Source organism: Streptomyces sp. Y2F8-2 (assembly GCF_014905555.1).
Taxonomy (GTDB): Bacteria; Actinomycetota; Actinomycetes; order Streptomycetales; family Streptomycetaceae; genus Streptomyces; species Streptomyces cynarae.
Window position 1 is genome coordinate 1 of the sequence record NZ_BNGS01000019.1, and the last position, 25,778, is coordinate 25,778.

The 25,778-nt window shown below is 68.6% G+C and carries 22 protein-coding genes and 5 pseudogenes; 10 read left to right on the top strand and 17 right to left on the bottom strand.

All coding sequences use genetic code 11. The features are described from left to right. Positions 1–134: 134 nt before the first annotated feature. From SY2F82_RS38065 to SY2F82_RS38085, 5 genes and pseudogenes are all read right to left on the bottom strand, one after another. A pseudogene (locus SY2F82_RS38065) lies at positions 135–641 on the bottom strand (site-specific integrase); the annotation flags it as partial. A gap of 169 nt (positions 642–810) precedes the next feature. Beyond that, positions 811–1,101, bottom strand: a complete 291-nt coding sequence (locus SY2F82_RS38070; protein ID WP_200423670.1) for a hypothetical protein — start codon at positions 1,099–1,101, stop codon at positions 811–813. Between the two features lie 21 nt (positions 1,102–1,122). Then, positions 1,123–1,260, bottom strand: a complete 138-nt coding sequence (locus SY2F82_RS38075) for a hypothetical protein (protein ID WP_200423671.1) — start codon at positions 1,258–1,260, stop codon at positions 1,123–1,125. 23 nt (positions 1,261–1,283) lie between these two features. Continuing rightward, on the bottom strand, positions 1,284–2,258 hold the full coding sequence (locus SY2F82_RS40035) for a methyltransferase domain-containing protein (protein WP_200423672.1): 975 nt from the start codon (positions 2,256–2,258) through the stop codon (positions 1,284–1,286). Positions 2,259–2,377: 119 nt separating this feature from the next. Next, positions 2,378–2,554: pseudogene (locus tag SY2F82_RS38085) on the bottom strand (AAA family ATPase); the annotation flags it as partial. A 160-nt stretch (positions 2,555–2,714) separates the two neighbouring features. Between SY2F82_RS38085 and SY2F82_RS38090 the strand changes: the two are divergent. The 3 genes and pseudogenes from SY2F82_RS38090 (at position 2,715) to SY2F82_RS38100 (ending at position 4,646) form a co-directional block, all read left to right on the top strand. Further along, positions 2,715–3,317, top strand: coding sequence for a sugar O-acetyltransferase (locus SY2F82_RS38090; protein ID WP_200423673.1), 603 nt, complete (start codon positions 2,715–2,717; stop codon positions 3,315–3,317). A gap of 135 nt (positions 3,318–3,452) precedes the next feature. After that, positions 3,453–4,012: pseudogene (locus SY2F82_RS38095) on the top strand (nitroreductase family protein). A 193-nt stretch (positions 4,013–4,205) separates the two neighbouring features. Continuing rightward, complete coding sequence (locus SY2F82_RS38100) at positions 4,206–4,646, top strand: VOC family protein (protein ID WP_200423674.1); 441 nt, start codon at positions 4,206–4,208, stop codon at positions 4,644–4,646. A gap of 135 nt (positions 4,647–4,781) precedes the next feature. On the opposite strand, the gene SY2F82_RS38105 is transcribed toward SY2F82_RS38100, so the two are convergent. The 7 genes from SY2F82_RS38105 to SY2F82_RS38135 form a co-directional block, all read right to left on the bottom strand. Next, entirely contained in the window at positions 4,782–6,032 is a 1,251-nt protein-coding gene (locus SY2F82_RS38105; RefSeq protein ID WP_200423675.1) for a cytochrome P450, read from the bottom strand. Further along, the gene (locus SY2F82_RS38110) at positions 6,029–6,568 is read right to left on the bottom strand and encodes a GNAT family N-acetyltransferase (RefSeq protein ID WP_200423676.1); all 540 of its coding nucleotides are present in this window, start codon (positions 6,566–6,568) and stop codon (positions 6,029–6,031) included. The genes SY2F82_RS38105 and SY2F82_RS38110 overlap by 4 nt, the downstream gene beginning before the upstream one ends. Before the next feature lie 52 nt (positions 6,569–6,620). After that, positions 6,621–8,984: a radical SAM protein gene (locus SY2F82_RS38115; protein WP_200423677.1), complete on the bottom strand. Its 2,364-nt coding sequence runs from the start codon at positions 8,982–8,984 to the stop codon at positions 6,621–6,623. A gap of 86 nt (positions 8,985–9,070) precedes the next feature. Next, on the bottom strand, positions 9,071–9,262 hold the full coding sequence (locus SY2F82_RS38120; RefSeq protein WP_200423678.1) for a hypothetical protein: 192 nt from the start codon (positions 9,260–9,262) through the stop codon (positions 9,071–9,073). Next, on the bottom strand, positions 9,262–9,633 hold the full coding sequence (locus SY2F82_RS38125) for a hypothetical protein (RefSeq protein WP_200423689.1): 372 nt from the start codon (positions 9,631–9,633) through the stop codon (positions 9,262–9,264). The genes SY2F82_RS38120 and SY2F82_RS38125 overlap by 1 nt, the downstream gene beginning before the upstream one ends. Continuing rightward, on the bottom strand, positions 9,557–10,597 hold the full coding sequence (locus tag SY2F82_RS38130; RefSeq protein ID WP_200423679.1) for a radical SAM protein: 1,041 nt from the start codon (positions 10,595–10,597) through the stop codon (positions 9,557–9,559). Before SY2F82_RS38130 ends, SY2F82_RS38125 begins: the two co-directional genes overlap by 77 nt. Positions 10,598–10,687: 90 nt before the next feature. Continuing rightward, positions 10,688–11,761 (bottom strand): HEXXH motif-containing putative peptide modification protein, encoded by a 1,074-nt coding sequence (locus tag SY2F82_RS38135; RefSeq protein ID WP_200423680.1) that lies wholly within the window; start codon positions 11,759–11,761, stop codon positions 10,688–10,690. A gap of 401 nt (positions 11,762–12,162) precedes the next feature. Between SY2F82_RS38135 and SY2F82_RS38140 the strand changes: the two genes are divergently transcribed. Beyond that, on the top strand, positions 12,163–13,395 hold the full coding sequence (locus tag SY2F82_RS38140; RefSeq protein ID WP_200423681.1) for an MFS transporter: 1,233 nt from the start codon (positions 12,163–12,165) through the stop codon (positions 13,393–13,395). Between the two features lie 406 nt (positions 13,396–13,801). On the opposite strand, the pseudogene SY2F82_RS38145 reads toward SY2F82_RS38140, so the two are convergent. From SY2F82_RS38145 to SY2F82_RS38155, 3 genes and pseudogenes are all read right to left on the bottom strand, one after another. Then, a pseudogene (locus tag SY2F82_RS38145) lies at positions 13,802–14,535 on the bottom strand (aldehyde dehydrogenase family protein). A gap of 36 nt (positions 14,536–14,571) precedes the next feature. Next, entirely contained in the window at positions 14,572–15,333 is a 762-nt protein-coding gene (locus tag SY2F82_RS38150) for a class I SAM-dependent methyltransferase (protein WP_200423682.1), read from the bottom strand. 186 nt (positions 15,334–15,519) lie between these two features. Next, positions 15,520–16,785, bottom strand: a pseudogene (locus SY2F82_RS38155) (IS701 family transposase). Positions 16,786–17,033: 248 nt separating this feature from the next. Between SY2F82_RS38155 and SY2F82_RS38160 the strand changes: the two are divergent. The 6 genes from SY2F82_RS38160 (at position 17,034) to SY2F82_RS38185 (ending at position 24,325) form a co-directional block, all read left to right on the top strand. Next, a complete protein-coding gene (locus tag SY2F82_RS38160) occupies positions 17,034–18,464 on the top strand; it encodes a family 43 glycosylhydrolase (protein WP_200423683.1) in 1,431 nt (476 codons plus the stop codon). Further along, entirely contained in the window at positions 18,461–19,864 is a 1,404-nt protein-coding gene (locus tag SY2F82_RS38165) for an ABC transporter substrate-binding protein (RefSeq protein WP_200423684.1), read from the top strand. Before SY2F82_RS38160 ends, SY2F82_RS38165 begins: the two co-directional genes overlap by 4 nt. A gap of 50 nt (positions 19,865–19,914) precedes the next feature. Continuing rightward, on the top strand, positions 19,915–20,790 hold the full coding sequence (locus SY2F82_RS38170) for a carbohydrate ABC transporter permease (protein WP_200423685.1): 876 nt from the start codon (positions 19,915–19,917) through the stop codon (positions 20,788–20,790). A gap of 2 nt (positions 20,791–20,792) precedes the next feature. Then, the gene (locus tag SY2F82_RS38175) at positions 20,793–21,707 is read left to right on the top strand and encodes a carbohydrate ABC transporter permease (protein WP_200423686.1); all 915 of its coding nucleotides are present in this window, start codon (positions 20,793–20,795) and stop codon (positions 21,705–21,707) included. Beyond that, positions 21,704–22,729: a LacI family DNA-binding transcriptional regulator gene (locus tag SY2F82_RS38180; RefSeq protein ID WP_200423687.1), complete on the top strand. Its 1,026-nt coding sequence runs from the start codon at positions 21,704–21,706 to the stop codon at positions 22,727–22,729. Before SY2F82_RS38175 ends, SY2F82_RS38180 begins: the two co-directional genes overlap by 4 nt. Positions 22,730–22,855: 126 nt before the next feature. Then, the gene (locus tag SY2F82_RS38185; RefSeq protein ID WP_200423688.1) at positions 22,856–24,325 is read left to right on the top strand and encodes a glycoside hydrolase family 32 protein; all 1,470 of its coding nucleotides are present in this window, start codon (positions 22,856–22,858) and stop codon (positions 24,323–24,325) included. Between the two features lie 22 nt (positions 24,326–24,347). Here the strand turns inward: SY2F82_RS38185 and SY2F82_RS40040 are convergent, their stop codons facing one another. After that, positions 24,348–24,749: a hypothetical protein gene (locus SY2F82_RS40040; protein ID WP_374707247.1), complete on the bottom strand. Its 402-nt coding sequence runs from the start codon at positions 24,747–24,749 to the stop codon at positions 24,348–24,350. A gap of 34 nt (positions 24,750–24,783) precedes the next feature. After that, the gene (locus SY2F82_RS40045) at positions 24,784–25,629 is read right to left on the bottom strand and encodes an IS701 family transposase (protein WP_374707248.1); all 846 of its coding nucleotides are present in this window, start codon (positions 25,627–25,629) and stop codon (positions 24,784–24,786) included. Positions 25,630–25,778 lie beyond the last annotated feature (149 nt).

Sequence of the window (25,778 nt, forward strand, 5' to 3'; positions counted from 1 at the left end):
GGCAGCAACGGCTCGATGAGCGACCACAGTTCATCCGACACGATCCACGGCCGCGACTGTCTCTTCCCCACGACCACACCAACGAGCGGATCAGCCGACAGTCACATGATCAACGGCTTTTGTTAGAGCCAGTTAACCAGGCAGCGACGCCCGGCGAAGTCCAGGTCCTCGATGTTCACACCGAGGACCTCCTCCGCGCGTCCGGCAGTCTCGTACAACATCCGCCACAGCGTCTTCTCCCGCAGGTGCACCTCGCGCCGGGCGAGCAGCCGGTCGATCGCTATCTTCGAGCGGGCCGGGGTCTCGGAGTCCGGCACCGCCAGCCGCTTCGCCCAGGCCGGGACCATCGGCCCCTCATAGGCCCGCTCCCGGCACCAGCCGAGCCAGGACAGTACTCCCGCCCGGCGGGAGTTCCACGTGTTGACTGCCGCGGTGCCCCAGAGCAGTTCCAGGGCCTCGCCGATCTCGTCGTCCGCGACCGACGCCAGCGGCCGGGCCTCGCCGAGCCGTTCGGCGGTCTTGCCCACCCCGATCCCGTAGTTCCGGACCGTGTTCGGGTTGCCGAGCGAGTCGAGGAACACGTCCGCCGCCGCACGGACGGTCAACGCCTTCCCAGTCGGCAGCTGTATGACGGTAGGCACCGCTTCCCCCTTGCCGCAGATAACAGGGTCGCTTCTCGCAGCGGCCGGAGAACGTCACCGCAGGTGACGGATCAAGTTACCGCAGATATTGGGGTGTTATCGGTGAGAAGACCTCGGACCGGTCCAGCCGCCGACACCCCGCCAGCCGCTCACCAGGGCCGACGAGGGCTTAGCGCACCATCTGACATGGATGTTCCTCAACCCCCAGTTCACCGCCGACGTCGCCGGAACCACCCGGATCAACCAGTCCCCGTATCACGCCTGGAAGGCCGGTTTCCGGGAGTGCGCGATGCTCTCGCGCGGCAGCGAGTACGGCATGGACGACGCGGAGGCCGCCGAGCGGATTGGCGCGTGGATTGCGGGCGGAGAAGGCGAGTTCGCCCAGTTCGCCGTCTCCGGCGCCCGCGAAGGCGTCGCCTTCGCCCACGAAGACCGCCCGCGTCCCGACGCTGTTCGACAAGCTCAACGACCCCGGATGGCTTTACCAGCGGTTCACCGCCGGGCACGGCGAACAGGCCATCGCCGGATGACCGCCGAGGCCTCGGTGCTCGTCGAGCCCGGCGCCCACCGGCCGGGCGGCCACCGCGACCACGCCCTGACCGCGCTCGCGGCCGCGCACGGCAACACGGTTGTGGTGGCCCCCTACCGTGTCGCCGCACCAACCCGGGCCGCCCTCCTCGGGGCCGGAGCCCGGGTCACCGCCCCCACCGGAAAGGTGCCCGCGCTGCTGGCGGCGGCCGCCGCGTCCACCGCGGCGCTCGCGGCGGCCGCGCGGCGGGTGTTTGCCTCGCGCCGCTGGCCGGTGGCCGTCCGCCGACTCCCGCACCAGGTCACGCTGCTGGCCCGATGCCTGGCCGAGGCCGCCTGCGTACGCACCGGCCGCCGCTTCACCGGCGGTATGGGCACGGTGGTGGTGCTCAGCGCGAGCGAGGCCCTGCACGGCGCCGCCGGGCTGCTCGGTGGGCACCACGTCCGCTTCGTGCACGAGCTGGTCACCACGGAGGACGCCGCGCTGCGCCTCCTCGGACACCTGACCCGCCGTGGTGAACGGCGGGTCAGGGTGCTCGCCCCCACCGACGCCGTACGCGAGGGCCTAAGCCGGTTGGCGCGCCGCTGCGCAGGGCCGCTGTCGTCCAGGCATGCCAGTGGCTGCAGAGCGGTATCGGCGTCCTCGACCAGCAGCCAGCCGCCGGGCCGTAGCGCTGCCGCCATCGTGGCCAACGCGTGAGCCCGGTCCGGTACATGGACCAGCACGAGCCGGGCGTGCACCAGATCGAACGTCCCCGGCTCCGGGGGCGGATCAACGGCGACGTCGTGCCGGCGCACCTCGTACCCGTCGCCTGCCTTCAGCCATGACGGGTCGATGTCCGTGGCCAGCACGTGCCTGGTCGGACCGACGGCCGCCGCGAGCGCCTCCTGGATACCGGGACCACCGGCCCCCACTTCCCAGCAGCGCGAGCCGACCCTGACACCCAGTCGATCGAAGTACCCGCGCGTCACGCCGTCGAACAGCTCGGCCAGCCGAACGAATCGCTCGCCCGCCTCGGCGCGCGCGTTGTCCAGCAGGTACCCGCGGGCGGGAGCGGACTCTCCACCGAGCGCGGTGGTCCCGCCCATCGGATGCGGTCGGCCACCGACGTCCGGCGGGCGGGGCGAGGAGGTCCTGACTACATGGTCGGCCTTCCCGGGCCACCAGCGCCACGGCGACGGGAGAGGGATGTCTCATACGGCCAGAATTCGGCGCCGCGGCGGCCGAGTTCCCTGTAGCCGAGTCGATGCAGAGCAGGTCGACGCGGCCGTGGCGGGCGAGTCTTGGTCAGTTGCTTCTCATCCGCGGCCTCGACCTGCCCGTTGACCGCCTTGGTCGCCAGGACGCACCTGACTCGGTAGCCGGCCATCGCGGCCTCGATGCCCTGCGGTTGACCTCGAAGTCGAATTGGGCAGGCGCGAGCGGATGTGGAGGGCGTCGTGTGCGGCTGTCGCCTCCGCGGCGTGCGTACGCTCTGGATGGCGCGGTCGACCGGGGCGCGCCGGGCCTGTGCCCGCGGAGTTGGAGGAAGGGAAGGTTCCACTGTGACGCAGACTCCCGAGGAAGAAGTCCTGGCCCGGATCGCCGCGGGACTGGTCTACACCGAGTCGGAAGCGGCCTTCCAGACCCCTCGGCGGCGCACCGAGCAGATCTTCGAGTACAACCACACACCACCGGGCGAAACCGAGAAGCGTCGATCGCTGCTCGTCGCAATCTTCGGCTCGGTCGGCGAACGCACGGTCCTGCTGCCGCCGTTCCACGCCGGGTTCGGCAGCAACGTCCACATCGGCGACGACTTCTTCGGCAACGTGAATCTCACGTTCGTCGACGACGTGGACATCCGCATAGGCAACGGCGTGATGATCGCGCCCAGCGTGACACTGACGACGACGGGACACCCGGTCCATCCCTCGCGACGCGCCGACTTCGGACGATTCTCGGAACCGATCATGATCGAGGACAAGGTGTGGATCGGCAGCAACGCGGTGGTCCTGCCCGGCGTCCGCATCGGATACGGGTCGGTCATCGGCGCCGGCAGCGTCGTCAGCCGCAGCATTCCCCCCATGACCGTCGCCGTCGGAACCCCTTGCCGGGTGGTCCGCCCCATCACGGACGAGGATCTCACCACGCGCACTGCCGGGCATTAGAGGGGCGCATCAAGTGGTGATCAATGTGCGGCGGTTTTCCCCTCGTTGCCTTCTTCTGGTGCATCGTCCAGCGTCGGCGGTGACCGCGCTGCACCGGCCGGAATACGCACTCGCGGTCGCCGGTTGCAGCGGAACATGCGCCATCCTCAGGAGCCGCCCAGCGGCATACATCCCTTGCTCGCCGGGCGCTTCAGCCCCCACCGGTTCGATCCGTCGGTGCTGTCGACGACTACGCCCTAGGGCTGCTCCTGGAAGCCGCGCGGTGGGCACCGTCGGCGGGGAACTCCCAGCCGTGGGGCTTCTTCGTCGGCAGGCCCGGCGAGCCGGAGCACGATCGGATGCTCCCTCACCTTGCGCCGAGTTCGGCGCGCTGGGCGACGGATGCGGGCCTGCTCGTCGTCACGCTGACGCGCCGGCACGTCGATGACACGCAGATTCTCTACTCCGAGTTTGCGGACTACGACCTCGGTCAGGCCATCGCCCACATGACGGTTCAGGCCCAGGCCATGGGACTGGCCGCGCACCAGTTCCGGGCCTTCGACCTGGAAGGGCTCACCAAGGAGCTGGACCCGAACCCGGGCTGGGTGATCGTCTCCATGGTCGCGGTGGGCAAGGCGGCCGGCGGGCCTCCACAGGGCCGTGATCGGCGCAGCGTCGCGCACTTGCGCTCCGCTCCCTGGGCACCGGCGGAGTAGCAGCCCGGTCCTGATCATTGAGCGGCCGGGGGGCCAGGTCCTTGATCCTAGTTCGGCGATCGGGGCACCCCAGGCGGGCCGGAAGCGGCCCCAGGAACTCACCCCTTCACGGGTTGTCGGGAATGGGCCGTCGGCTCCGTCCTGGGTATACCGGTGGCCTCGAAGGCCCGCGCAACGCAGAGGGCGAACCGTCATGACGCTTCAGCGGATGGACAACGTCGGCATCGTTGTCGAAGACCTGGAGGCCGCCGTAGCCTTCTTCACCGAACTGGGCATGGAGGTCGAAGGCAGGGCGCAGATCGAGGGTCTCTTCGCGGATCAGGCCGTCGGGCTCGAGGGAGTCCGCAGCGACATCGCGATGATGCGGGCCCCGGACGACCACGGCAAGCTCGAGCTCGCGCAGTACCACACCCCCGCGGCGATCGGCGACGGATCGCGCAACCCGCCGCCGAACACGTTGGGCCTGCACCGGGTCATGTTCGCCGTCGACGACATCGATGACACCATCGCCCGCCTGCACCGCCATGGCGCCGAACTGATCGGCGAGGTGGCGCAGTACAAGGACCTGTACCGCCTCTGCTACCTCCGCGGCCCCTCGGGCATCATCCTCGCCCTGGCCGAACGGATCGGCTGACGACCCTTCGTGGCCGACCCGCGAGCCATCGGAACAATCAATGCGCACCTCCCCCGGGGATCGGCGGTTGGTGCCGCTGTGCCGAGCAAGGCTGGGCGGGGAACGGCCGGATTCGGCCGGCTCGCTTCGTCGCGTTCAGGACGTGTGGAAGCGGATGTCGAGCCGTCTGGGCGAACGGAAGCCACGTCCGGAGGGACCGTCGGTGTCCAGCGTCCATCCCGTCGTCCAGGTGGATGTGACCGCGCTCAGAATTTCGGACAGCAGTTCGTGCGCTTCCACGGCGGCGAGGTGCCGTCCGAGGCATGTGTGGGGGCCCGTTCCCATGGCCAGGCTCGGCAGTGGCGTGCGCCGGACGTCGAACCGGTCCGCATGACTCCACCGTGTCTCGTCCCGGTTGGCCGACGCCAGATTGACGCACACCAGTTCGCCGCGCCGGATCATGTGTCCGGACAGCTCCGTGTCGGTGGTGCAGCGGCGCAGGACCCAGGTCAAGGGGCATTCCCAGCGCCAGCACTCCTGGAAGACGGCGGGGGCCAAGGACGCGTCCGTGCGCAGCAGGTCCGGCACCGAGCTATCGGTCAAAGCCGCGTACATCAGGGTGGCAAGGGAGCGGAACGGCGGCTCCGTGCCCGTGGACAGCAGCAACCGCAACGCGGGCAGGAGCTGCGACCCCGAGCCGATCGCCGGGTTCCCGGCGCCCTGGAGCCGGTCCACAAGGCTGCCCCGTGTCCAGGCCGACGGCGTCTCCAGCGCCCTTCTCACGGTGGCGGCGATGTCCCCTCCGGGGTCGTCGAGGAGCCCCACCGCCCAGGTGTAGAGCGTGCCGATGCGTGTTCCGGGTGGCAGGCCGATCAACCGGGCGATCGTCGTCAAGGCCACGGGGAAGGCCACGTCCGCGACGAGGTCGCCGCCGCCTCGTGCGGCCACGGAGGAGAGCCTCGAGGCCACCGCAGAGCGGACCTGCTGTCGGTGGGCGAGGACCGCCTGCCGGTTGAAGCCGCTGTGCAGGACGTTTCGCCAGGCCCTGTGCTCCTGGTGGTCCATCTGCAGGAACGACCTGCCGATCACCTGACCCATGTTGTCGTCGTAGGCCGACGACGAGAAGGCGTCCTCGTCGCGCAGTACCCGTTCGGCTGCCGCGAAGGACACGACGTGCCAGACGGGGGTGGCTGTCTCTTCGGCCACGTCAGCTCCGGTGAACACCCGCTCCAGCGTCGACCGGTGCACGGGACCGCGCCGGCGCAGCGCCGCGAACTCGGCATGCGGATCGTCGGCCTCCGACCACGTCTTGTCGCCGTCGAAGGCACGAACCAGCTCGTAGGCCCGCGCAACGTCCTGCTCGACGCCTTCGGGGCTCGCCTCGAGGAGAGAGGCCACTGCCGTCATGACGCGCTCCGGCCCCGGTGGACTGTGCCGAGGGACGCCTCGTCCAGTTCCCGTACGGCGGTGCACAAGCCCCGTTCAGTGGGGAACCGGAGTCGGTTGCCCACCGTGGGGGCGGGCTCCTGTTGCGGTGGGTGCACCTCGAAGTCAAGCGTGCGCAGGAAGACGATGCCGGGCAGCCAGCTCTCGGGGCAGGTGGCTGTCACGCGTCGCAGTCCCCGGGCCGCGGCCTCCCGCAGCAGATGCCGGGCCACTCGCGTGCCCACCCCTTTGCGGCGCACCTCGGGGTCGAGCAGGAACAGCCCCACCGAGCAGCTGTCGCCGTCGGGGTGACCGACGACGGCGTCGACCACACCCACCGTCGCCGCCCCGTCGCACAGCACCAGCAGACGCTTCTGTTCGAAGTCGGCGCCCTCCGGCAGGGAGTAGTACAGGCTCTGTACGTCCGCGGGGAGGGCGGGTGAGCCTGTGGCCTCGATGAGATAGTCGTCGCAGGCTGCCAGCACGCGGGACACCTCGGGTTCGTCACCTGGCAGCATGGGGCGCGCCTTCAGTGAGGGATCACCGGGGATCCGGAACTGCTGCACTTCGCTACACCGCCTGTCCTTGGGTGAGGTAGCTCGGTTGCGGCCGCCTGGCCCCGGCTGGTTCGCGGTACAGGAATCCGTAGCGGACCAGCGCGTCGGTGACGGCCTCCTCCGACGTGGGTGTCCGTCCGTCCTGCCAGCGCTGCCACGTGTCGACGGCCCTGCCACGCAGCCGGATGGTCACTCCGGTGATGGGGTTGGAAACGTAGTGGGTTCCGTCCCTGCCTTCCGTTCCGATGCCGATCTCGGCGCGGAACCGGGGGGCCGGTGGTCGGGCCTGTCGCCGCGAGGGCACCAGGAAACCGTGCCTGAGCAACAAGGCGGCAGTGTCACCTGGGTCGGAGCCGAGGTAGTGGCACTCGTGGTCGGCCAGCCATGCTTCCAGGTCGCTCCAGGAAAGGCCGTCCAGCTGCCGCCAGTCCATGCCCTTGTTCCAGTTGAGCTGGAGGAACCTGTCCTCCCCCGGGTTGTACAGCGCCATCGCCGGTTCGGCGTCCGCCTGCGTCGCCGGCCAGGGAACCCGGCTGAAGGTGACTCCGGGGGCGACGGTGAGCCGGGCATCCGGTTCCGGTGGGGGCCAGTCGAACAGCGGGACGGGGGGTGTCTCGGGCTGCGGGGCCTGCACGCAGGCTCGCAGGAAGGTGAACTCCTCGATCTCCCGTGCCAGGGGATCGCGAGCCGCGCGGAACCAGACGCCGGTGTCACCGGCGGACCCCGCCGCTTCCTCGGCGACGTGCAGACCGTCCTGCTGGGACATGCCGGAATCGGTGCGGTAATTGCGAGTCAGACTCAGGTCCTCCAGTGGATCCGCCGGTTCGATGCGGACGCCGAACGCCGCAGGCTGCGTGCCGACCGGCGAGTGCACGTCCAGGACGAAGGGTGAGCCGCCCCAGGTGGTGTGGGCGACGCCGTAGCGCTGCACGGACAGCTTCCGTACGGCCTCCGCGAAGGCCACCGTGCGCGCGGCCTCTTCCCGGGTCTCTCCCGGGAAGCCGTGGATCACGAACAGGTGGATCGGCACACCGGCCTTCAGCATCGCCGTGATGTTCTCGCAGGCGTCGTCGATCCGCGTGCCCTTGCGCATCAGATCCAGGACTCGTTGACTCGCGGACTCCAGGCCGAAGTTCATCCGGCGGCAGCCGGAGGCATGGAGGAGCCCGGCGAGTTCCTCGTCGAGGCCTCGGGCGAACCGCGTCTCGCCGTACCAGTAGATGTCGGCGGAGGTGGTCATGAGCGCCTCGCCCACGTTGCGCAGCGTCCGCAGGCTCATGATCTCGTCGACGAACATGAAGTACGGTGAGCCGTGTTCCGCACGCAGTTGGCGCACCTCCTCGGCCACCGCCGCGGCGGGACGCTGGCGGAAGGAGTTGCTCGCGAACGGGATGGAGCAGAAGGCACAGTCCCAGGGGCAGCTCCGTGAGGCGAAGACGGGCAGGATCGGGCCGGGAGCGAGGTACTTGCCCAGGGGCAGGGCGTCGTAGGCGGGCTTGGCCGCCGCGGAGATGTCGGTGCTCTGCCGCGGGGTGCGCAGCAGGATGCCGTTGTCGTCCCACACCGCGCCCGGGATCTTTTCCCGGAAGTCGGTTCCGGCCCGTTCCCCCTCGTCGAGGCCCTTGAGTACGGCGGCGAGCGCTCCTTCGCCCTCCCCGGTCACCACCGTGTCGACGTAGTCGAACAGCGCGTGCCGGTGTTGCCAGCGGTCGACCAGCCGCGTCGCGTAGTTGCCGCCGAGGACCACGTGGACGTCCGGGCGCATCTGGCGCAGCATGCTCAGGAAGGTGACTCCGGCGATCAGCTGGGTGTCGGCGGACATGCTCACCCCGACGACTCGGACCGCGGGATCCAGGAAGAGGTCGCGGTCGAGCATGCGGTCGAACGCCCAGCGGTACGGATTGCCCTCCGGGTCGGCACTCGCCGCGAGCACCTGGACCGTCGACTCGGCCGAGTACATGGACGTGTTCGAGACCAGGTCGAAGTCGCATGCGGGAAACGCCCCCGAGATCAGCCACAAGGCGTCGCGCAGCGTGCGTCTGGCGGAGTGGAACGCGGCGGGATCGTGCAGCGTATCCAGGGACCTCAGACGTGCCTTCGCCTCGTCGACGCCGCTGATCGCGGCCGGGGCCACCAGGAGCGCCCTCTGGCGCGCCCATTCGTCGCTCACATCGAGGCTCCGGCGGTTGGCCGCCTTCTGCCGCAGTTCCTCCAGGGCCGCCGCCGAGAGCATCCAGTCGATGCACTCGATACTCAGGTCGTATCCGGTGGCCTCGTACCCGCGAGCCCGGAGATCTCCCAGGAGCAGGGGCACCGCCAGGTGCGGGGCGTACGCGTTCCACAGGGGCGGATTCACCAGAACGGTCTTCGTGCCCATCTCTTTCCCCATCGGTCCTCCGGGTGGGACCGGCACCCGGGCGGTCGCCCGGGTGCCGGTCGAAGCGATACGGGTCCTTGCCCGTGTCACTGCTGGTCGTCCGCCTCCGTCTCCGGCGCCGCGCCGGACACGGCCGGGCGCTTGGCCTTCATCGACGGCAGCAGGGCGTACTGCGAACCGGTGCGTACTTCCGGCTGCACCACCTCGACCGCGGGGCCTTCACCGGTCGCGCCGGCCGCCGCCATGAGGTGCTCGAGGTCCGTCTTCTTCTTGGTCATCACTTCACCTCCTCCCCTGCGGGGCGCCGGGTCGGCTCCACGGTGGCGACCAACTCCCCTTTGAGGAGTTGTCCCATCGCCGACTCGAACGCCTCCTGGAGTTCCGGTTCACTGATCCGGCCCTTGTTGAGCTCCTGGAAGGAGGCGTAGATCTGCGAACCGGAGGATCCGTCGCACAGTTCGACGACCACCCATGCCACCGGGTTCAGGTAGTGGATGGCGGGCTTGTGCGGTGTGTAGGCGAGCATGCAGTTCCATTCCGGAATGGGGCGGAACCTGGTGGACGGGTTCTGCTCATAGCAGTCGGCTCGTTGCCGGTACGGCGGGGCGGACACGCCGGTCTTCGAGATCGTCGGGGAGCTGAGAGACATCGATCCCTCCGTTGGTAGTGGTGCAGAACGGGTCGGGGGCGTCCCAGCGGCCGGTGAAGGCGAAGGCCGTCGACCTGCATCCGCCGGACGATCCCTGCGTCTCCTCGCAGGAATCGCAGCCTCCGTCGACATGACCGGCGCGGTTACGGACGTAGACGGGGTTGTTCCAGGTCTCCAGCCAGCTGATCTCGCGGACGTTGCCGTAGTCGGCGTAGTCCCGCAGATAGGCACAGCCGACGGAGCGGCCGGTGGCATCCACGCCGGCGCTCTGCCAGCAGCAGTTGCCGTCCTTGGGGTGCCAGGAGGTCATCAGGTGCACCGAGTCGGGCACCCGCAGGGACTCCAGCGCGGCCATCTGGTCGGGCAGGCGCAGCGCCAGGTCCTTCCACTGGGTACGGGCCCGGCCCAGGGGGTACAGGCGCAGGATGCCGACCCGGGGCACGCCCAGTTCGGCGGCCATCTCGAGCACGTCCTGCAGTTCGTGCACGTTGTGCCGCGTCATGATGATGAGCAGGGACAGAGGGAGTCCGGCCGTCCTGGCGTTCCTCAATCCCTGGATCGTCCTGTCGAAACTGCCGGGGACCCGCACGTGCCAGTCGTGGGTGGCCGCGGTGGCTCCGAGGACATCGACGTACACCTCGCCGATCCCGATCTCCTTCAGTCGGGTCGCCACCTCGGGCGTCAGGAGGGTGGCGTTCGTACGCAGGCGGGTCATCACATGAGGGGTCAGTTCCGCGAGCACGTCGAGGACGTCGGGCCGGTTGAGGGGTTCGCCCCCCTCCACGAAAGCCTCGATCACGCCGGAGTCGGCCATTTCCCGGATGAGCGCCGCATACTCCGAACGGCTCATCTCCTCGCTGCGGGGGCGAGCCTCGCAGTCGCCGTAGCACTGACGGCATTTCAGGTTGCAGGACTGCGTGACTTGCAGCCAGCTCTTGAGGGGATCGTTGAGCACGAGTTCCATGGGTCTCCGTCCTGGTCGGCACCGCGTGGCACAGCGCTGAGTTGATTCCGGCTTGACGCGACGGCGTCAGGGCCCCAAGGGGGGAACGGCTCACCCGCGGCCGGACACGGGCACGGTGGGTCGGTGTGAGGTGTGCTCCCGGGTGCGGGAAGACGCGCCGATCCCGTTCTGATGCACCTCGGTGAGCCAGTTCAGGAACTCTCTCCCGGCCGGGCCGAGGCAGTCCTGAGCGTGCCGGGAGACCTTGCCGAGCAGGCTGGTGGCGCGGAATGCGGCCGTTGTCGCGGACTGCTCCAGGTCCGGCTGTCCACAGTCGAGGGCGCGCTGCTCGAACCACGCGGACAGGTGGACGTACACGTGGGCGGCTGCGAGGGCCCGGTCGACAGGCCAACGCGAGACGGGCGAGTTCCTGTGCCATTCCGGTGCCACGGTGGGTGCCGTGGCGGTGTCGTAGGTCGGCGCGAAGATCGACCTCGTCACCTGCAGGTCGTAGAGGCGGAGGTGCACGAACTCGTGGACCAGTGCCTCGGCCAGCCGCTCGGGTGTGCCCATGCATCGGACGGCCACGAACGCGGCACCGGAGATCTCACGGGTGGACGCGCTGTCGAAGGCCTCGGACCCGTCGACCGCGACGATGTAACGGGCGTGCCGCAGCAGGCCGGTGCACAGGTCCGGGGCGGTCGCGAGCATCAGTTCCACAGCTGCGTGGACAGTCTTCACCTGCTCGGTGGTGAAGCCGGTGAGGGCGTCGGCGCCCTCCCCCGCGCTCAGGTGGCGACGGAAGAGCGCGGCGAACTCCTGGTGGCCGGTGGCGTGCAGGGCGGGGTCCATCAGGAGGTGAACCCGATGGCCGGGCAGCTCGATCGCTTGCCGGATTCCCGCGCGTTCCTCCTCGGCCGCGAGCGTCGCGTCGGCCGGTAGTCGCTCCGCGAGCGCGGCCAGTTCCCTCTTACAGGCGGGAGTGTCGCGAATTTGGCGCAGTGCCTGGTCGACTGCGTGCCGAACCGTGGGTTCAAAAGCGATGTCGGGAGGAATTCTCTGCCCGCTCGGGCCGGCCGGCCGTGCATCAGGCGCGATGCAGTCGAGAAGGAAATCGTAGGTTTCGTATAACCGACTGAGGATGCCGGCCGGTTCAGCGAAAACGGAGTGCTCGGCCAGCGTCACTAGTGCAGGCTCGCGCATGCATTGACCCCTGTCGAAGAACATGCCTTGCTCGTCGCGGAGTTCGGTGAACGTGGTGGCGGGCGTACGCCAACAACCCTGCTACAAAGGGTCGTTGGCGTCACAATGACCTCTGCCGCTCATCGAAGATTTCCATGGGAGGGAAAGCTGTGTCAACAGGTCCGAGCGGTTCGCAGGCAAAAGTCGAGCCGTGAGGAAAGGGACGCATAAAACTCTCGGGCAGCAGGAATGGTCCACCATGAATCGGGTACCCGCGGTTACCGTAGTGTGCCTGCTTCAAGTGCCGTGACACTGCAGCTCCTTCGAATGCCCTGTGCGTGCCGCGGCTTCCCATCGACGAAAGAACCCGTTGCCCGATGAGTTCAGCCGCCCCTCCGTCTTCCTTGTCGGATCGGTCCCGAACGACGGCCCTGCGCCGTCTGGTCACCGCCAACGCGCTCAGCTCCGTGGGCGACGGCGCACGGTTCGCGGCCCTTCCCATGCTGGCGGCGTGGAGCACCAAGGACGTCTTCTGGGTGTCGGTGGTCGCGGCCGCGGGCCGGGCCGCCTGGTTGCTCGCACCGGTCATCGGAACCCTGGTCGACCGCATGCCCAGACGCCGGTCGATGGTCGGTGCGGACCTGGCGCGCAGCGTGATGCTGTTCCTGCTCGTCGTGCTCCTCGTGGTGCGGCCCGTCCCGGTGGCGGTGCTCGTGCTGCTGGCGTTCGTCTCGGGGATTGCCGAGGTGTTCTTCGACAGTGCCGCGCAGGCCGTCGTGCCGGCGCTGGCCGCGGATCACGAACTGGAGCGGGCCAACGCGCGGGTGATGGCTGCCCAGATCACCGGAACCGGCTTCGTGGGCCCACCGCTGGGCGCCGCGCTGTGGGCAGTGTGGCACCCGTTGCCGTTCTTCCTGGACGGGGTGACGTTCCTCGTGTCGGCGCTGCTGCTCCTGGGTCTGCCGGAGCGGACCGCGCACACCGGGGCGGGGGTCGGTGAGCGGGGAGTCCGCAGCCTTCTGCGCGGTACCTGGGCCGGGCTGCGGTTCCTGGGGCAGGACCGTGTCCTGCGCCGCCTCATGGTGGTGGTGGCGGTCCTGGGGGTGGGCCAGCAGGCGGTCTACGCGATTCTCGTGGTGTACGTGGAACGCAGGCTCGGGTTGCCGCCCTACGGCTACAGCCTGATGCTGGTCACGGCGGCCGTCGGCAGTCTCGCCGGCGCGCGGGCGGCGGCCCGGACCGCCAAGTGGCTGGGTTCCGGCCGGAGCCTGAAGCTCTCAGTGGCCGTCTCGGCGCTCAGCTATCTGGTGGTCGCGGTGCTGCCGTGGTGGCCGCTGGTCGCCGCCATGCTGATCCTCAACAGCGCCGCTGTAGTGCTGTGGAACGTGTGCACCGTGTCGCTCCGGCAACGCCTCGCTCCGCCGGGCATGTTGGGACGGGTCACCAGCGGCTACCGACTCGCCGCCTGGGGGGCCATGCCGATCGGCGCCTCGGCGGGCGGCGCCCTGGCTCAGCACGCCGGACTCGACGCCCCCTGGGTCTTGGCAGGCCTGCTCCTCCTGGCCTGCCTTCCCGTCCTGCGGGGAGTGGCTTCCCCAGGGGCCGGCTCGGAGGAGACGGGCAGTGGTGCGCCGTGAAACCGTGGCCGAACTGCTCTCGGCCGACGCCCCGCCCGGCGGGACACGTCCGTGGCGCAGCCGCTCGATGGGGTCACCCCGGGGAATCCCGCCGAACGCGAGGGGGCAGAGCGGCTGAGGCTCCTGCGGTCGCTGCCCCCGGTGCCGGCGCCGGCCGGCACCGGGGGCCCGCCTTGCCGGCCCCCGCCTTGCCGTGCTCGCCGCCTCGCTCTACCGGTACGGCCGGTCCAAACCGTTCCGGGTGCGGGCCGCCGTCCGTGGCCCGGCGAACCGGAACTCTTCCGTGGCGTGGTCGAAGGCTTCCTCAGGGACCGATGCGGGGCGCGGTGGCCTCGGCGTCCGCTCTCTGCGGCACACCGCCCACGGGCCCAGCCGGGTGCTGCACCACGTTCAAGGACCCGAAGGACTACAGCCCTTGCAAGCCGCCTTCATAGCCGTATCCGCTCTCACCTCGCCCACCCAGGGGTGCGTCGGGCGCGGCACCCGGTGAGCAGTTGACGCCGACGCTTCCGGCGTCGAGCCGACGCGCCAGCCCACGAGCCCGGGCCGTCTCACCGTAGACGTACGCGGACAGCGCGTACGCGCTGCTGTTGGCCAGTGTGACGGCCTCGGCGTCATCACGGTAGTGCAGGACCGGAGCGACCGGCCCGAACGGCTCCTCGTGCAGGATCCGCGCCTGCGGCGGCACGTCACAGAGCACCGTGGCCGGATAGTGGAAGCCGGGCGTCTCGGGAATGCGGCCACCGATCACCGCGTGGGCACCGGCCCGCACGGCGTCCTCGACCAGGGAGTGCATCGCGTTGCGGCGGCGAGCGCTGTTCAACGGGCCCATGGTGCCTCCCGGTTCGCTGTCCGGTGCGGGCGCGTGCCGTACCAGGAGCCGCACGAAGGCGTCGGCAACGCGCTCCTGCACGATGAAACGGCTCGGTGCACCGCAACTCTGCCCTGTTGAGCCGAACTTGGCGAGCGTGAGCGCCTCTGCGGCGGCGTCAAGGTCCGCGTCGTCGGTCACGATGACCGGGGCGTGCCCGCCCAGTTCGAGGACGCACGGGGGAGCTGCTCTGCCGCTGCCGCGGTCACCAGGCGGCCGACGTGGGTGGAGCCGGTGAAGGTGACGCGCCGGAACTCCGGACAGCGCACCAGGGCCTCGGCCTCGGCCGGAGCCGCGTCACAATGTCAGGAGCGGAGTGCGACCAGGAGATCAACCACGTAGGTCTCTTCCACCTCCTCGCGAGGAAAAATCCTGACCAGCCGCTCACGCTCATCGACGAAAAACGCCTGACGGTCAGCCTCTTCAAGGACGAGGAATGCTGACCGGCTGCCGATGTTGGCGAGATGTATGTCCAAGGAGACAGTGCGGCTCCAGCGCACTTGACGGCGCGCAACCCGCAGCCCCGTCAGCCCCGCCAGCCGGATGGCGTCGTTGTCCGAAGGACGGACCGCGGACCTTGGCTTCACCCCGCAGTGGTGCGCAATACGCCCGTGCTGCTCGCGGATCCACGGCACGTCGAAGGCCGTGGTGTTCCACCAGATCGCCAGCGCACCGCCCGCTCGCAGGACACGCAATGCCTCCGGGACGGACCGGCCAGGGTCGGTCCACTGCCAGGACTGGGCATACGTGATGAGGTCGCAGGAAGCCCCGGCCAGTGGCAGAGCATTACCGTCACCCCTTACGATCGGCACCCCCGGGAGCGCCTGGTGGAACTCACCAGCCATGGCCTCACCCGGCTCGACAGCGATCACATCGGCACCTCGCTCCCGCAGCAGCACGCTGGCGATTCCGGTGCCCGCGCCGACATCGGCGACCCGGGCGCCCGCCAAGCGACAGCCTGCGAACTCCTCGATGCAGTCAAAGAGCGCGGCTGGGTAAGAAGGCCGACTCGACGCGTACTGAGCCGCGGCTACGTCGAAAGACTGGGCGCGAGAGCTGGCGGTCATACCCTCATCATCGCCTCCCCGCACCGAGCATTCGACCATCACCAACCCGGCGAACCTATGCGGTCAGGGCACTAGTAGGGCTTGGTCAGGTTCGTATCTGGATGGGTATGTTGTGGTGGCAGGCGGGGCAGGTGTCGGCCCAGGTGGCGAGGAGTGTCTGCAGTTCGCGGATGGTCTGGTAGAGGCTCAGTCCTGCGCCGTGTCTTTTGGGTCTCGGGCCAGCCTTTGCAGGGTGCAGAAGGCATGTGCGGCCGAGACGAGGGTGACGTGGTGGTGCCAGCCGTTCAAGGTGCGGCCCTCGAAGTGGGCCAGTCCCAGGGCTTGTTTCATTTCTCGGTAGTCGTGTTCGATGCGCCAGCGGAGCTTGGCCAGCCGGACCAGGGTGGCCAGTGGCATACCGGAGGGCAGGCTGGAGAGCCAGAACTGGATCGGTTCGGGTTCGTTGGTCGGCCATTCGGCCAGAAGCCAGCGCTCGGGCAGTTCCGGATCGTCGGCAGGCCTGCGGATGCCGCGTCCGGCGGGGCGGATGCGAAGGGCGACGAACCGCGAATACATGCGCTTGAAGCCGCTGCGGCCCTTTCCCGGACGGGATCCCTCCCGCCAGGACACCGGCCTCACCGCCCTCCGGCCAGCCGCGATGACGAGGTCTTTCATGGTCTGCGGCGGGTCGGGGTACTGCACTTTCGGCGGTCGGCCGGTGCCCGCGTAAGCGGGCAGGACGGGTCGGGCGTCGGCGCGGTGAGCGGTATGACGGCCGGAGATGCCGACCGCTTAGGGCAGATTCCGTTCCTCCAGGCCACTGCGGAAGGCGGCGGCATCGCCGTATCCGGCATCCGCCACGACCAGGGGAACGTCGATGCCCCACGACCGCGTCTCATCGATCATGTCCAGGGCCAGCTGCCACTTCTCCACGTGTCCCGCCTGGGCGGGGATGCCGCAGCGGCCGCGGCGGGCGACCTTGTCCGGCTCGGCCTCGGGCGAGGCCGGATCCCAGGAAGCGGGCACGAACAGCCGCCAGTCGATCGCGGCCGAGGCACGGTCGTTGGCCAGGTGCAAAGAGACCCCCACCTGACAGTTGGTGACCTTGCCCGCGGTGCCGGTGTACTGCCTCGACACGCACGCCGAAGCGTCCCCGTCCTTGAGGAAGCCGGTGTCGTCCAGGATCAAAGCCTCCGGCCCGATCGCGTCCTGCATTATCCAGGCCAGGCGGGCCTGCACATGCGCCGGATTCCATGGGCTGCTCGTCACGAAGTGCGCCAGCGCCTGCCGGTTTCCGTCCTCGCCCAGCCGGGCCGCCATCGGCTCCACCGACTTGCACCGCCCATCCAGCAACAGCCCCCGCACATACACCTGCCCCCACCGCCGCTGATCGGCACGGAAGAAGCCATCGAACAACTCCGCCGTGAAGGCTGCCAAGTCCTCCCGGACCGCAGCCATCTCCTCAGGTGTCACACCACCCCAACGACGCCCACCGGCAAGCAGACACACCACTCACGGATGAACCTGACCAAGCCCTATTAGCGCTGCGTCGACGCACCGGCCGAACCTATGAGCTCCGAGCCAACTGCAGGCCAGAGCACGGCAGTCGACACGGCAACACATGCCCAAACCAGCGGTGGAAAAAGATCTTGTGATCAAGCGATTGACCACGGGTAGGGGGCGCCATAGCCTCCTGCTCAAACGATTGACCAGGAGGATTCATGCAGGGCCGTGTGTTCTTTCAGCCACCTGAAGGATGGGTCGGGGACGTCATCCCTTTCGCACAAGACGGCGAGCTGAACCTCTTCTATCTGCACGAGCGGCGGGTGAAGCCGAAGCCGGGGACGTCGTGGTCGCTGGCGGTCACTCGTGATCTGGTGAACGTCGAGGACCACGGCACGGCCCTGCCGCACGGTACCGACGACGACGCCGACTTCAACGCCTACACCGGCAGCGTGGTCCGCGACGAGAACGGCACGTACCATCTCTTCTACACGGGGCAGAACCCGGCGATCCTCGGCACCGACGGGTTGCCTGTCCAGGTGGTGATGCACGCTACCGGTGAGGGCAATCTCACCTCGTGGACCAAGCATCCCGAGCACACCTTCGGCGCTGGTGAGGGTTACGAGTCGGCGGACTGGCGTGACCCGTTCGTCTTCTTCGACGACTCGCGCGGAGTGTGGCGGATGTTGATCACCGCGCGCCACACGGAGGGGCCCGAACGCCGGCGGGGCGTGATCGCCCAGTACGAGTCCTGTGACTTGCTCACCTGGAAACAGACGACGCCCCTCTGGGACCCCCGCCGTTACGTGGCACACGAGTGCCCCGAGGTGTTCGCCATCGGCGACTGGTGGTACCTCGTCTACTCAGAGTTTTCCGAGGCCTTCACCACGCGCTACCGCATGTCGCGCAGCTTGGAGGGTCCCTGGATCGCGCCGGAGCGCGACACGCTGGACGGGCGCGCCTACTACGCCGCCAAGTCGGCCGACTGGTGCGGACGACGGATCTTCGCCGGGTGGATCGCCAGCCGGGAGGGCGGCACCGACGACGGCGCCTGGCAATGGGCGGGCACCCTCTCGTTGCTGGAAGCATGGCAGAACGAGGACGGCACGCTCGCGTTCGCGCCGCCCGCGGAGATCCTCGACGGCTTCGACCACGCAACGCCCACCGGACTCGGCCCCACGGTCCTGTCGGCGCCCGACGGACACCGTGTCGCCGTTGGAACCGAGATGCTGCCCGAGCAGTATCTGCTGCGCGCCGAGTTCATCGTCACTGCGGACACCGCCGAGTACGGCCTGCTGCTGCACGCGAGCGCGGACGGGGACCGCGGGTATGTGATCCGGCTGGAACCACGGCGCGGCCGGATGGTCCTGGACCGGTGGCCGCGCCGGCGCACAGGTGACGCCCAGTGGCAGATATCCGGCGACGTTCCCCACCTGATCGAACTCGAACGGCCGGCCGACCTGAGCGCCGGTACCCACACCCTCGAAGTGCTTGCTCAGGGAGACCTGACCGTGATCGTCCTGGACCGCCAGGTGTGTCTCAGCACCCGGCTCTACGACCTGCGTGGCGGCCGGGTAGGGGTTTTCGTCACCGACGGCACTGCCGAGCTGCGCGGCCTGAGCCTGCGGGTACGGAGCGATCACTCATGACCATCACGGCCGACATACGTCCCGAGCCCGCACGCACCGGAGCCCGGAGGCAGACCATGCGGAGATCTTTGCCCTCGGCCGTCGTGGCGCTGACTCTGTTCCTGCTGCTGTCGCTGTCCGGCTGCGCGACGCGTAGCGGCGGTGTCGCCCCGACCGACGTCGCCCCGGCGGGGGCGGTGAAACCCCACGAGATCACCTGGCTGCTCTCCCGCCCCGCCGACGGCGCCGTCATCGAAACCATGCGCGCCCTCGCCAAGGAGTACGCCGCCGCGCATCCGGGCTTCAAGCTCAACTTCATCACCACCCCGGACCGCCCGTCGTACATCCAGAAGTACGAGACGCTCGCCGCCGCCGGGAAACTGCCGGAGCTGTTCGACACCGATGCGACCCCCTTCGCCCGCAAGCTCGCCCGGGCGGGCCGCATGATGGATGTGGCCGCACTCCTGCGCAGCCTCGACCTCTATGACAAGTACCGGCCGGCCGCACTGGACTACCAGCGGTTCGACGACGGCTCGCTGTACATGATCCCCTTCGAGTACCAGGCGGAGTACCTCTTCTACAACAAGGCGCTCCTGCGCAAGGCGGGCTTCCAGGTCCCGAAGTCACTGGACGACTTCCCGGCGATGTGCCGCGCGCTGCGCAAGGCCGGCGTCACGCCCATCGCGCTCGACGGCCTGGACCAGTGGCCGCTCGAACGGTATGCGGCACTGCACCCGTTCCGCACCGCGGGACCCGACTACATCCGCCGGCTCAAGCTGGGCGAGGCCAGGCTCAGCAACCGGGCCGGACGCGAGGCCGCCGACTGGCTGAGCGAGCTGGGCAAGGCCGGCTGCTTCCAGAAGGGCTTCTCGTCGGTGGGCTACGCCGACGCACAAAGCCTGTTCACCTCCGGCAGGGCCGCCGTCTACAACACCGGCACCTGGGACCTGCCGTCCCTCGCCACCACCGCCCTCGACGCAAAGATCCGTGACGACGTCGACTTCTTCACCCTGCCGCTGACCCGCAACTCGGTCACCGCGTCGAACGAGTATGTCACCCCGTCGGGCATCGGCATGGCGGTGAACGCACGCACCTTCGACCCGCTGGTGCGGGATTTCTTGAAGTTCGCACTCACCCGCTTCCCGGCACGGTATGCGGCGGCCGGCCAACTGGCCCCCACCATAGACGCCAGGACTGTCGTGCCCGACAACGCCACCCCGCTGTACGCCCGTGCCGTCGCTGCCGCCGACAATATCGGGAAGCGGATCGCGATGCCGTGGGACACACAACTCGACCCCACCACCAACACCAAGTTCCAGCAGAACCTCGTCCTGCTCGTGCAAGGCGATATGTCTCCCCGGTCCTTCGTCTCCACGATGGACAACGTCATCCGCCGCAACGCGCCGAGGTACGCCCGGTGACCGCCGCCGCCCCGCCGCGGCCCCACCCGGGAGGCACCAGAAGGGCCGCCATGCTTCCCTCCCGCTCAAAGCTCTCCGTCGCGGTGTTCCTGACGCCACCGCTGCTGCTGTACGGCGGCGCCGTGCTGCTGCCCATCGTCCAGTCCCTCGTGCTGAGCTTTTTCACCTGGGACGGCATCAGCGGCCTGCACTTCGCGGGCCTGTCGAACTACACGTTCATGCTCACCGAGGGCGACTTCTGGACCGCCGTCAGCAACCAGCTCGGCTACTTGGCGGTCTGCCTGGTGCTTCAGCTCGGCGGCGGGCTCGCCGTGGCCAGCCTGCTGCTCTCGCTCACCCGCGGCCGCGAGGTCGTCAAGGTGCTGTTCCTGCTGCCGACCGTGATTTCTACGGTGGCGATTGCTCTGCTCTTCCAGCGCATCTACTCCGCCGACCCGGCCGGGCCACTGAACCGGCTACTCGACCTCGTCGGGCTCGACGCGTTGGAACGCCCGTGGCTGTCCGATGTGCACACGGTCCTGGTGGCCGTCTCCGCCCCCGAGGGCTGGCGGTTCATCGGCCTGTATACCGTGATCTTTTACGCCGCGCTGCTGACGGTGCCCAGGGAACTGGAGGAGGCCGCCCGCCTGGACGGCGCCAGCCAGTGGCAGGTCTTCACCCGGATCCGCTTCCCCCATATCCGGCCCGTGTGGCTGACCACCTCGATCATGGCGGTGACGTACGCCATGCGCGGCTTCGACATCCCCTATCTCCTGACCAACGGCGGTCCCGGGCAGTCCTCCGAGCTGACGACGACCTACATGTACAAGACGGCGTTCCTCAGTACGGACTACGGCTACGCCGCCGCCATGTCGGTGTTCATCGTCGTGGAGAGCCTGGTCGCTGTGGGGCTGATCCTGTTCGTGCTGCGGCGGAAGGCTGTCTGACGATGTCCATCCTCACCCCCTCCCGTCCGCTCCTGCGCCCTGGGCGCCGTTCCGCCGGCACGCCCGAGCCGCCCACGTCCCGGCGCCGGCGGCCCGACGTGTACCGTGTGCTGTCCCGCGTCCTGATCGCGCTGCTGGTCGTGGTTCAGGTCTACCCGCTGGTGTGGCTGTTCCTCAGCAGCGTCCGTACCGCAGATGACTTCGCATCTGCCAGCCCGTTCAGCCTGCCGACCTCGTTCACGCTGGACAACTTCACCCGCGCCTTTGACCACGCCGACCTCGGCCGCTATATCCTTAATAGCCTTATCGTCACAGCAGGTGCGGATGCGCTGATCGTGGTATGCGGCATGATGGGCGCCTACGCGATCCAGGTGCTGGGCTTCCGCTTCAGCAACGTGGTGCGGGCCCTGTTCCTGCTCGGCATCGTCGTACCGGTTCAGATCGCCCTGGTGCCGTTGTTCGTGGACTACGCCAAGGTGGGCCTGCTCGACACCTACCCGGCCATGATGATCCCTCTCGCCGGCTTCGGCCTGCCAATGTCGCTGTACCTGTTCTCCTCCTTCTTCGGCTACATACCCAAGGAGACCTACGAGGCCGCCGCCCTGGACGGTGGGGGGCCGTACCGCATCTTCATGCGCATCACACTGCCGCTGTCGGTGAACACGATCGTCACCGTGGTGATGGTCAACAGCATCTTCATCTGGAACGACTTCGTCTTCGCCAACACATTCGTGCTCTCCGAAGGGCTCAAGACCATCCCTGTGGGCCTGCAAAACTACATCGGAGCGATGGGGAAGACCGACTGGACCGCCACCTTCGCCGGCGTCTGCGTCACCGTGACGCCGCTCCTGCTGATCTTCCTCGTCCTCAACAAGGCGATGATCTACGGGCTCGAGAGTGGAGCGACCAAGGGATGAAGAAGGACCAGGACGCCCGCCGGGCCGTCACCATGCGGGACGTGGCCCGCGAGGCGGGGGTGTCCGTCTCCGCCGTCTCGCACGTCGTCAACAACACCAACGCCAGGATCGGCCAGGACACCCGCGAGCGGGTCTTGCGCGCCATCGACGAACTCGGCTACCGGCCGAACGCTATGGCGAAGAACCTCGTCAAGGGCAGTTCCCGGTTCATCGGGCTGGTCGCCGACGCCATCGCCTCAACCCCTTTCGCCGGCCAGATCATCCACGGGGCACAGGAGGAAGCCTGGAAGCACGGCCACGTCCTGCTCGTGGCCAACACCGAAGGCAACGCGGCCGCCGAGGCCAGCGCGATCTCCATGATGCTGGAGCACAAGGTGCGCGGCATCCTCTACTCCACCTGGTACCACCGCGAGGTGAAGGTGCCCGCCGAGCTCACCGCATCGGACACCGTGCTGGTCAACTGCTTCAGTCCGAGCGCGGACGTACGCGCCGTGGTCCCGGACGAGACCAGTGGCGGCTACGACGCCACCCGCATGCTGCTGGAGCAGGGCCACCGCCGGGTGGCCTTCCTGAACACCCTCACCCCGTCACCGGCCCGCGTGGGACGGCTGCACGGATACCGCAAGGCCCTTACGGAGGCGAGTCTGGAGTTCGATCGAAGGCTGGTCTTCGACGTCCAACCCGACCAGGAGGGAGGATTCGCGGCAGTACGGGACATCCTCCGTTCGGAGGCGACGGCCGTCTTCTGTCACAACGACCGGGTGGCGATGGGAGTCTACGACGGTCTACGCGACCGCGGGCTGCGGGTTCCCGAGGACCTGTCCGTTGCCGGCTTCGACAACCAGGAGGTCATCGCCGCGCACCTGCGCCCGCCCCTGTCAACGGTGGCCCTGCCGCATGAGGAACTCGGCCGCCGCGGAGTGCGGGTCCTGCTCGGACTGGAGATCGCCGAGGCGGGCCTGACCACGGTGAACTGCCCGTCCGTGCATCGCCGTTCCATCGCGGTCGCCAAGCCCCGCTGACATCCCCGTCCTTCGGGTTTCCGTTCCTGGGTCACCGCCCCATCCCTGGCCCATAAGTGCTGCTTCACTCGAAGGGATCGCCTCATGCCTCACCTCTCCCGACGTTCCGTGCTGCGGTCTTTCACCGTGGCTGCGCTCGCCACCGCGGCCACCCGTATTCCGGCTGCATCCGCCGTCGGCTCACTGCGCGCGGTCTACCACCTGACACCACCGTCCGGCTGGCTCAGCGACCCGCAGCGCCCGGTCTACGCCGGCGGCGAGTACCACCTGTACTACCTGCACAGCGACCAGAACAACGCGCCCGGCTGGTGGCAGCACGCGACGACGACCGACACCGTCTCCTTCACCGACCGCGGGGCGGCGATCCCCCTCGTGCAGAGCGACTTCCCGGTCTGGACCGGATCGGGTGTCCTCGACCCCCACAACACCGCGGGCTTCGGAAAGAACGCGATGGTCGTCCTCGCCACGCAGCCCACCGGCGGTGACCGTTACGAACAGGAGCAGTACCTCTACTACTCCACGGACAACGGCTACACCTTCACCGCCTACGGCCCTCCGGTCATCGACAACCCCGACCACAGCGACTGGTTCCGCGACCCCAAGATCCACTGGGACGCGGCACGCAGCGAGTGGGTCGCGGTCATCGGCCGCCAGCAGGCCATGTGGTTCTACACCTCACCCGACCTGATCCACTGGACCCACACTTCCGTCTTCACCTACTCCTCTCCGAACATCGGCGGCTTCGAGTGCCCCGACCTGTTCGAGATGACCGCCGACGACGGCACCAGCCACTGGGTGCTCGGCGCCAGCACCCAGGGCGACTACAGCGGCCTGCCCGACACCTACGCCTACTGGACCGGACGCTGGGACGGCACCTCCTGGACCTGCGACCAGCCCGACCCGAAATGGCTCGACTGGGGCTGGGACTGGTACGCCGCCGTCACCTGGCCCAACGCGGCTGCCCCCGACACCAGCCGGTACGCCCTCGCCTGGATGAACAACTGGCAGTACGCGGCCCGTACCGTACCCACCGACGTCAGCGACGCCTACAACGGACAGATGTCCATCGTGCGCGAACTGCGCCTGGCCCGCCAACCCGAGGGCTGGTACACCCTGCTTTCCCAGCCGGACGCCGCCCTGCGCGACCGGGCCACCCGCACTCTCACCCTCAACAACGTCACGACCGGCGGCAGCGTCGTGCTGCCCTACGCCGGCGCCTCCTACGACCTGGAACTCGACATAACCTGGAGTACAGCAACCAACGTCGGCTTCTCGGTGGGCCGCTCCGCCGACGGCACCCGGCACACCAACATCGGCGTCTACGCGGGCTCGGTCTACGTCGACCGGCGCCCCTCCGACCAGGCCGGCTACTCCTTCGGCAGCCACGGCCAGAGCAACGCCCCCATCGACCCCGCCGCCCGCTCCGTGCACCTGCGCGTCCTCGTGGACCGGCAGAGCGTCGAGGTCTTCGTCAACGCCGGCCACACAGTCCTGTCGCACCAGGTCTACTTCCAGCCCGGCGACACCGGGATCAGCCTCTACGCCGACGGCGGCGACGCCACCTTCTCCGGCATCACCGTACGAGAGATCGGCTAGTACTCCAGTGTGGTTTCGTGATCTAACCAGTGGGTTCGTCAGTCGATCGTCGTCGGTAGTGGCTGCGACGGGCTGTTGCCTGGTGGTGTCTGCGCCAGTCAGACCAGTGCAGAAGCCTGGCAGCTGTCAGGGGCGGCGGGCCGAGAACGGCGGTGAGCAGGTGGCGAATTTCCGGGACTGTCAAGAAGATCGGTTCGCGGCTGTGAGCTAGGCGGTGCAGATCGGTGGGCCGCTCCGGTGCCGCGCTGGCGGCCACGGCGGCCAGGAAAGCCAAAGCAAGCATGGCGAACGTGATGTGCCGATGCCGCGAGGTCCAGTGGCGTACTTGATAGTGATCGAGTCCGACATGGCCCTTGGCGGCCTGGAAGCACTCTTCGACACTCCACCGGATACCGGCGACGCGGATCAGTTCCGCCAGGGGCACCTCGGTGGGTGACCAGCACAGGTAGAAGGCGAGTTCACCGGTGGCGCGGTTGCGGCGGATCAGCAGATGGCGTTGGCTGTCGCTGCCGATGTGGATCCAGGCCCAGTCGTAGTAGCGGGGACCCTTTGCGCCGCTTCCGGCGCTCTGCCGGTGCCAGGCGGTGGCGGGCAGGCGGTCGGCGACGGTGTCCGCGCGGACGTGGGTGCGGCCCTGGTTGGTCCACACCCGCGTTGAGCAGGCGACGGCCATCACGTAGCCGGTCCGGCGCCCCTCCAGCGCGGCACAGCTGCGGGTCCTGCCCGTAGGCTTCGTTGCCGGTCACCCACCGTGCCTCCACCCCTGCGCCCAGCGCGGCGGCGATCATCTCCCAGGCCAGACGCGGCTTGGTCGCGAACCGCACCTCGTCAGGTATCCCAGCAGCGTCGCGGCGCTCGGGATCGGCGCACCAGGACTGCTCCGGCAGGTAGAGTCGGCGGTCTACCAGCGCCCGTCCCCGGCTGGTGGCGTAGGCGAGGAACACTCCCACCTGGGAGTTCTCGACGCGCCCGGCAGTGCCGGTGTACTGCCGCTGCACGCCCGCCGAGGCACGGCCCTTCTTCATGAAGCCGGTCTCGTCCACGATCAGGACACCGCCGTCGGTGCCGAGGTGCTCAACGGCGTAGGCACGGTTGTCGTCGCGGACGGCGTCGGCCTCCCAGCGGGCGTAGCGCAGCATTCGCTGCATCGGCCCCGGCCGGGACAGGCCGGCCTGTTCGGCCAGCTGCCAGCAGTTCTTCCGCTCTACTTGCGACAGTAGCCCGAGCAGGTAGGCGCGGGCAGTGGCCCTTGGCTCAACTCGGCTGAACCGTCCCGCGATCCGATCCATGGCCTGGTCGAACATCGCTCGCCAGCGGGCGGGGCTTAGACGTCGTTTCCTTTGGTGTGATCGTTCGTTGAGCCGTGCATGACGGATCTGATTGAGCGGTTGGTGCCGGATGAGTTATGGACGCTGTTCCGGCGGGTGGTTCCGCCGACGGAGGTCATACGTCC

Excerpts from the sequence above, each read along its gene's own strand:
- SY2F82_RS38175 (WP_200423686.1), top strand. The coding sequence starts at position 20,793 with ATGTCCATCCTCACCCCCTCCCGTCCGCTCCTGCGCCCTGGGCGCCGT.
- SY2F82_RS38100 (WP_200423674.1), top strand. The coding sequence starts at position 4,206 with ATGACGCTTCAGCGGATGGACAACGTCGGCATCGTTGTCGAAGACCTG.
- SY2F82_RS38130 (WP_200423679.1), bottom strand. The coding sequence starts at position 10,597 with ATGGAACTCGTGCTCAACGATCCCCTCAAGAGCTGGCTGCAAGTCACG.
- SY2F82_RS38180 (WP_200423687.1), top strand. The coding sequence starts at position 21,704 with ATGAAGAAGGACCAGGACGCCCGCCGGGCCGTCACCATGCGGGACGTG.
- SY2F82_RS38105 (WP_200423675.1), bottom strand. The coding sequence starts at position 6,032 with ATGACGGCAGTGGCCTCTCTCCTCGAGGCGAGCCCCGAAGGCGTCGAG.
- SY2F82_RS38120 (WP_200423678.1), bottom strand. The coding sequence starts at position 9,262 with ATGACCAAGAAGAAGACGGACCTCGAGCACCTCATGGCGGCGGCCGGC.
- SY2F82_RS38160 (WP_200423683.1), top strand. The coding sequence starts at position 17,034 with ATGCAGGGCCGTGTGTTCTTTCAGCCACCTGAAGGATGGGTCGGGGAC.
- SY2F82_RS38115 (WP_200423677.1), bottom strand. The coding sequence starts at position 8,984 with ATGGGCACGAAGACCGTTCTGGTGAATCCGCCCCTGTGGAACGCGTAC.
- SY2F82_RS40035 (WP_200423672.1), bottom strand. The coding sequence starts at position 2,258 with ATGGGCGGGACCACCGCGCTCGGTGGAGAGTCCGCTCCCGCCCGCGGG.
- SY2F82_RS38170 (WP_200423685.1), top strand. The coding sequence starts at position 19,915 with ATGCTTCCCTCCCGCTCAAAGCTCTCCGTCGCGGTGTTCCTGACGCCA.
- SY2F82_RS38110 (WP_200423676.1), bottom strand. The coding sequence starts at position 6,568 with ATGCTGCCAGGTGACGAACCCGAGGTGTCCCGCGTGCTGGCAGCCTGC.
- SY2F82_RS38125 (WP_200423689.1), bottom strand. The coding sequence starts at position 9,633 with ATGTCTCTCAGCTCCCCGACGATCTCGAAGACCGGCGTGTCCGCCCCG.
- SY2F82_RS38165 (WP_200423684.1), top strand. The coding sequence starts at position 18,461 with ATGACCATCACGGCCGACATACGTCCCGAGCCCGCACGCACCGGAGCC.
- SY2F82_RS38150 (WP_200423682.1), bottom strand. The coding sequence starts at position 15,333 with ATGACCGCCAGCTCTCGCGCCCAGTCTTTCGACGTAGCCGCGGCTCAG.
- SY2F82_RS40045 (WP_374707248.1), bottom strand. The coding sequence starts at position 25,629 with ATGTTCGACCAGGCCATGGATCGGATCGCGGGACGGTTCAGCCGAGTT.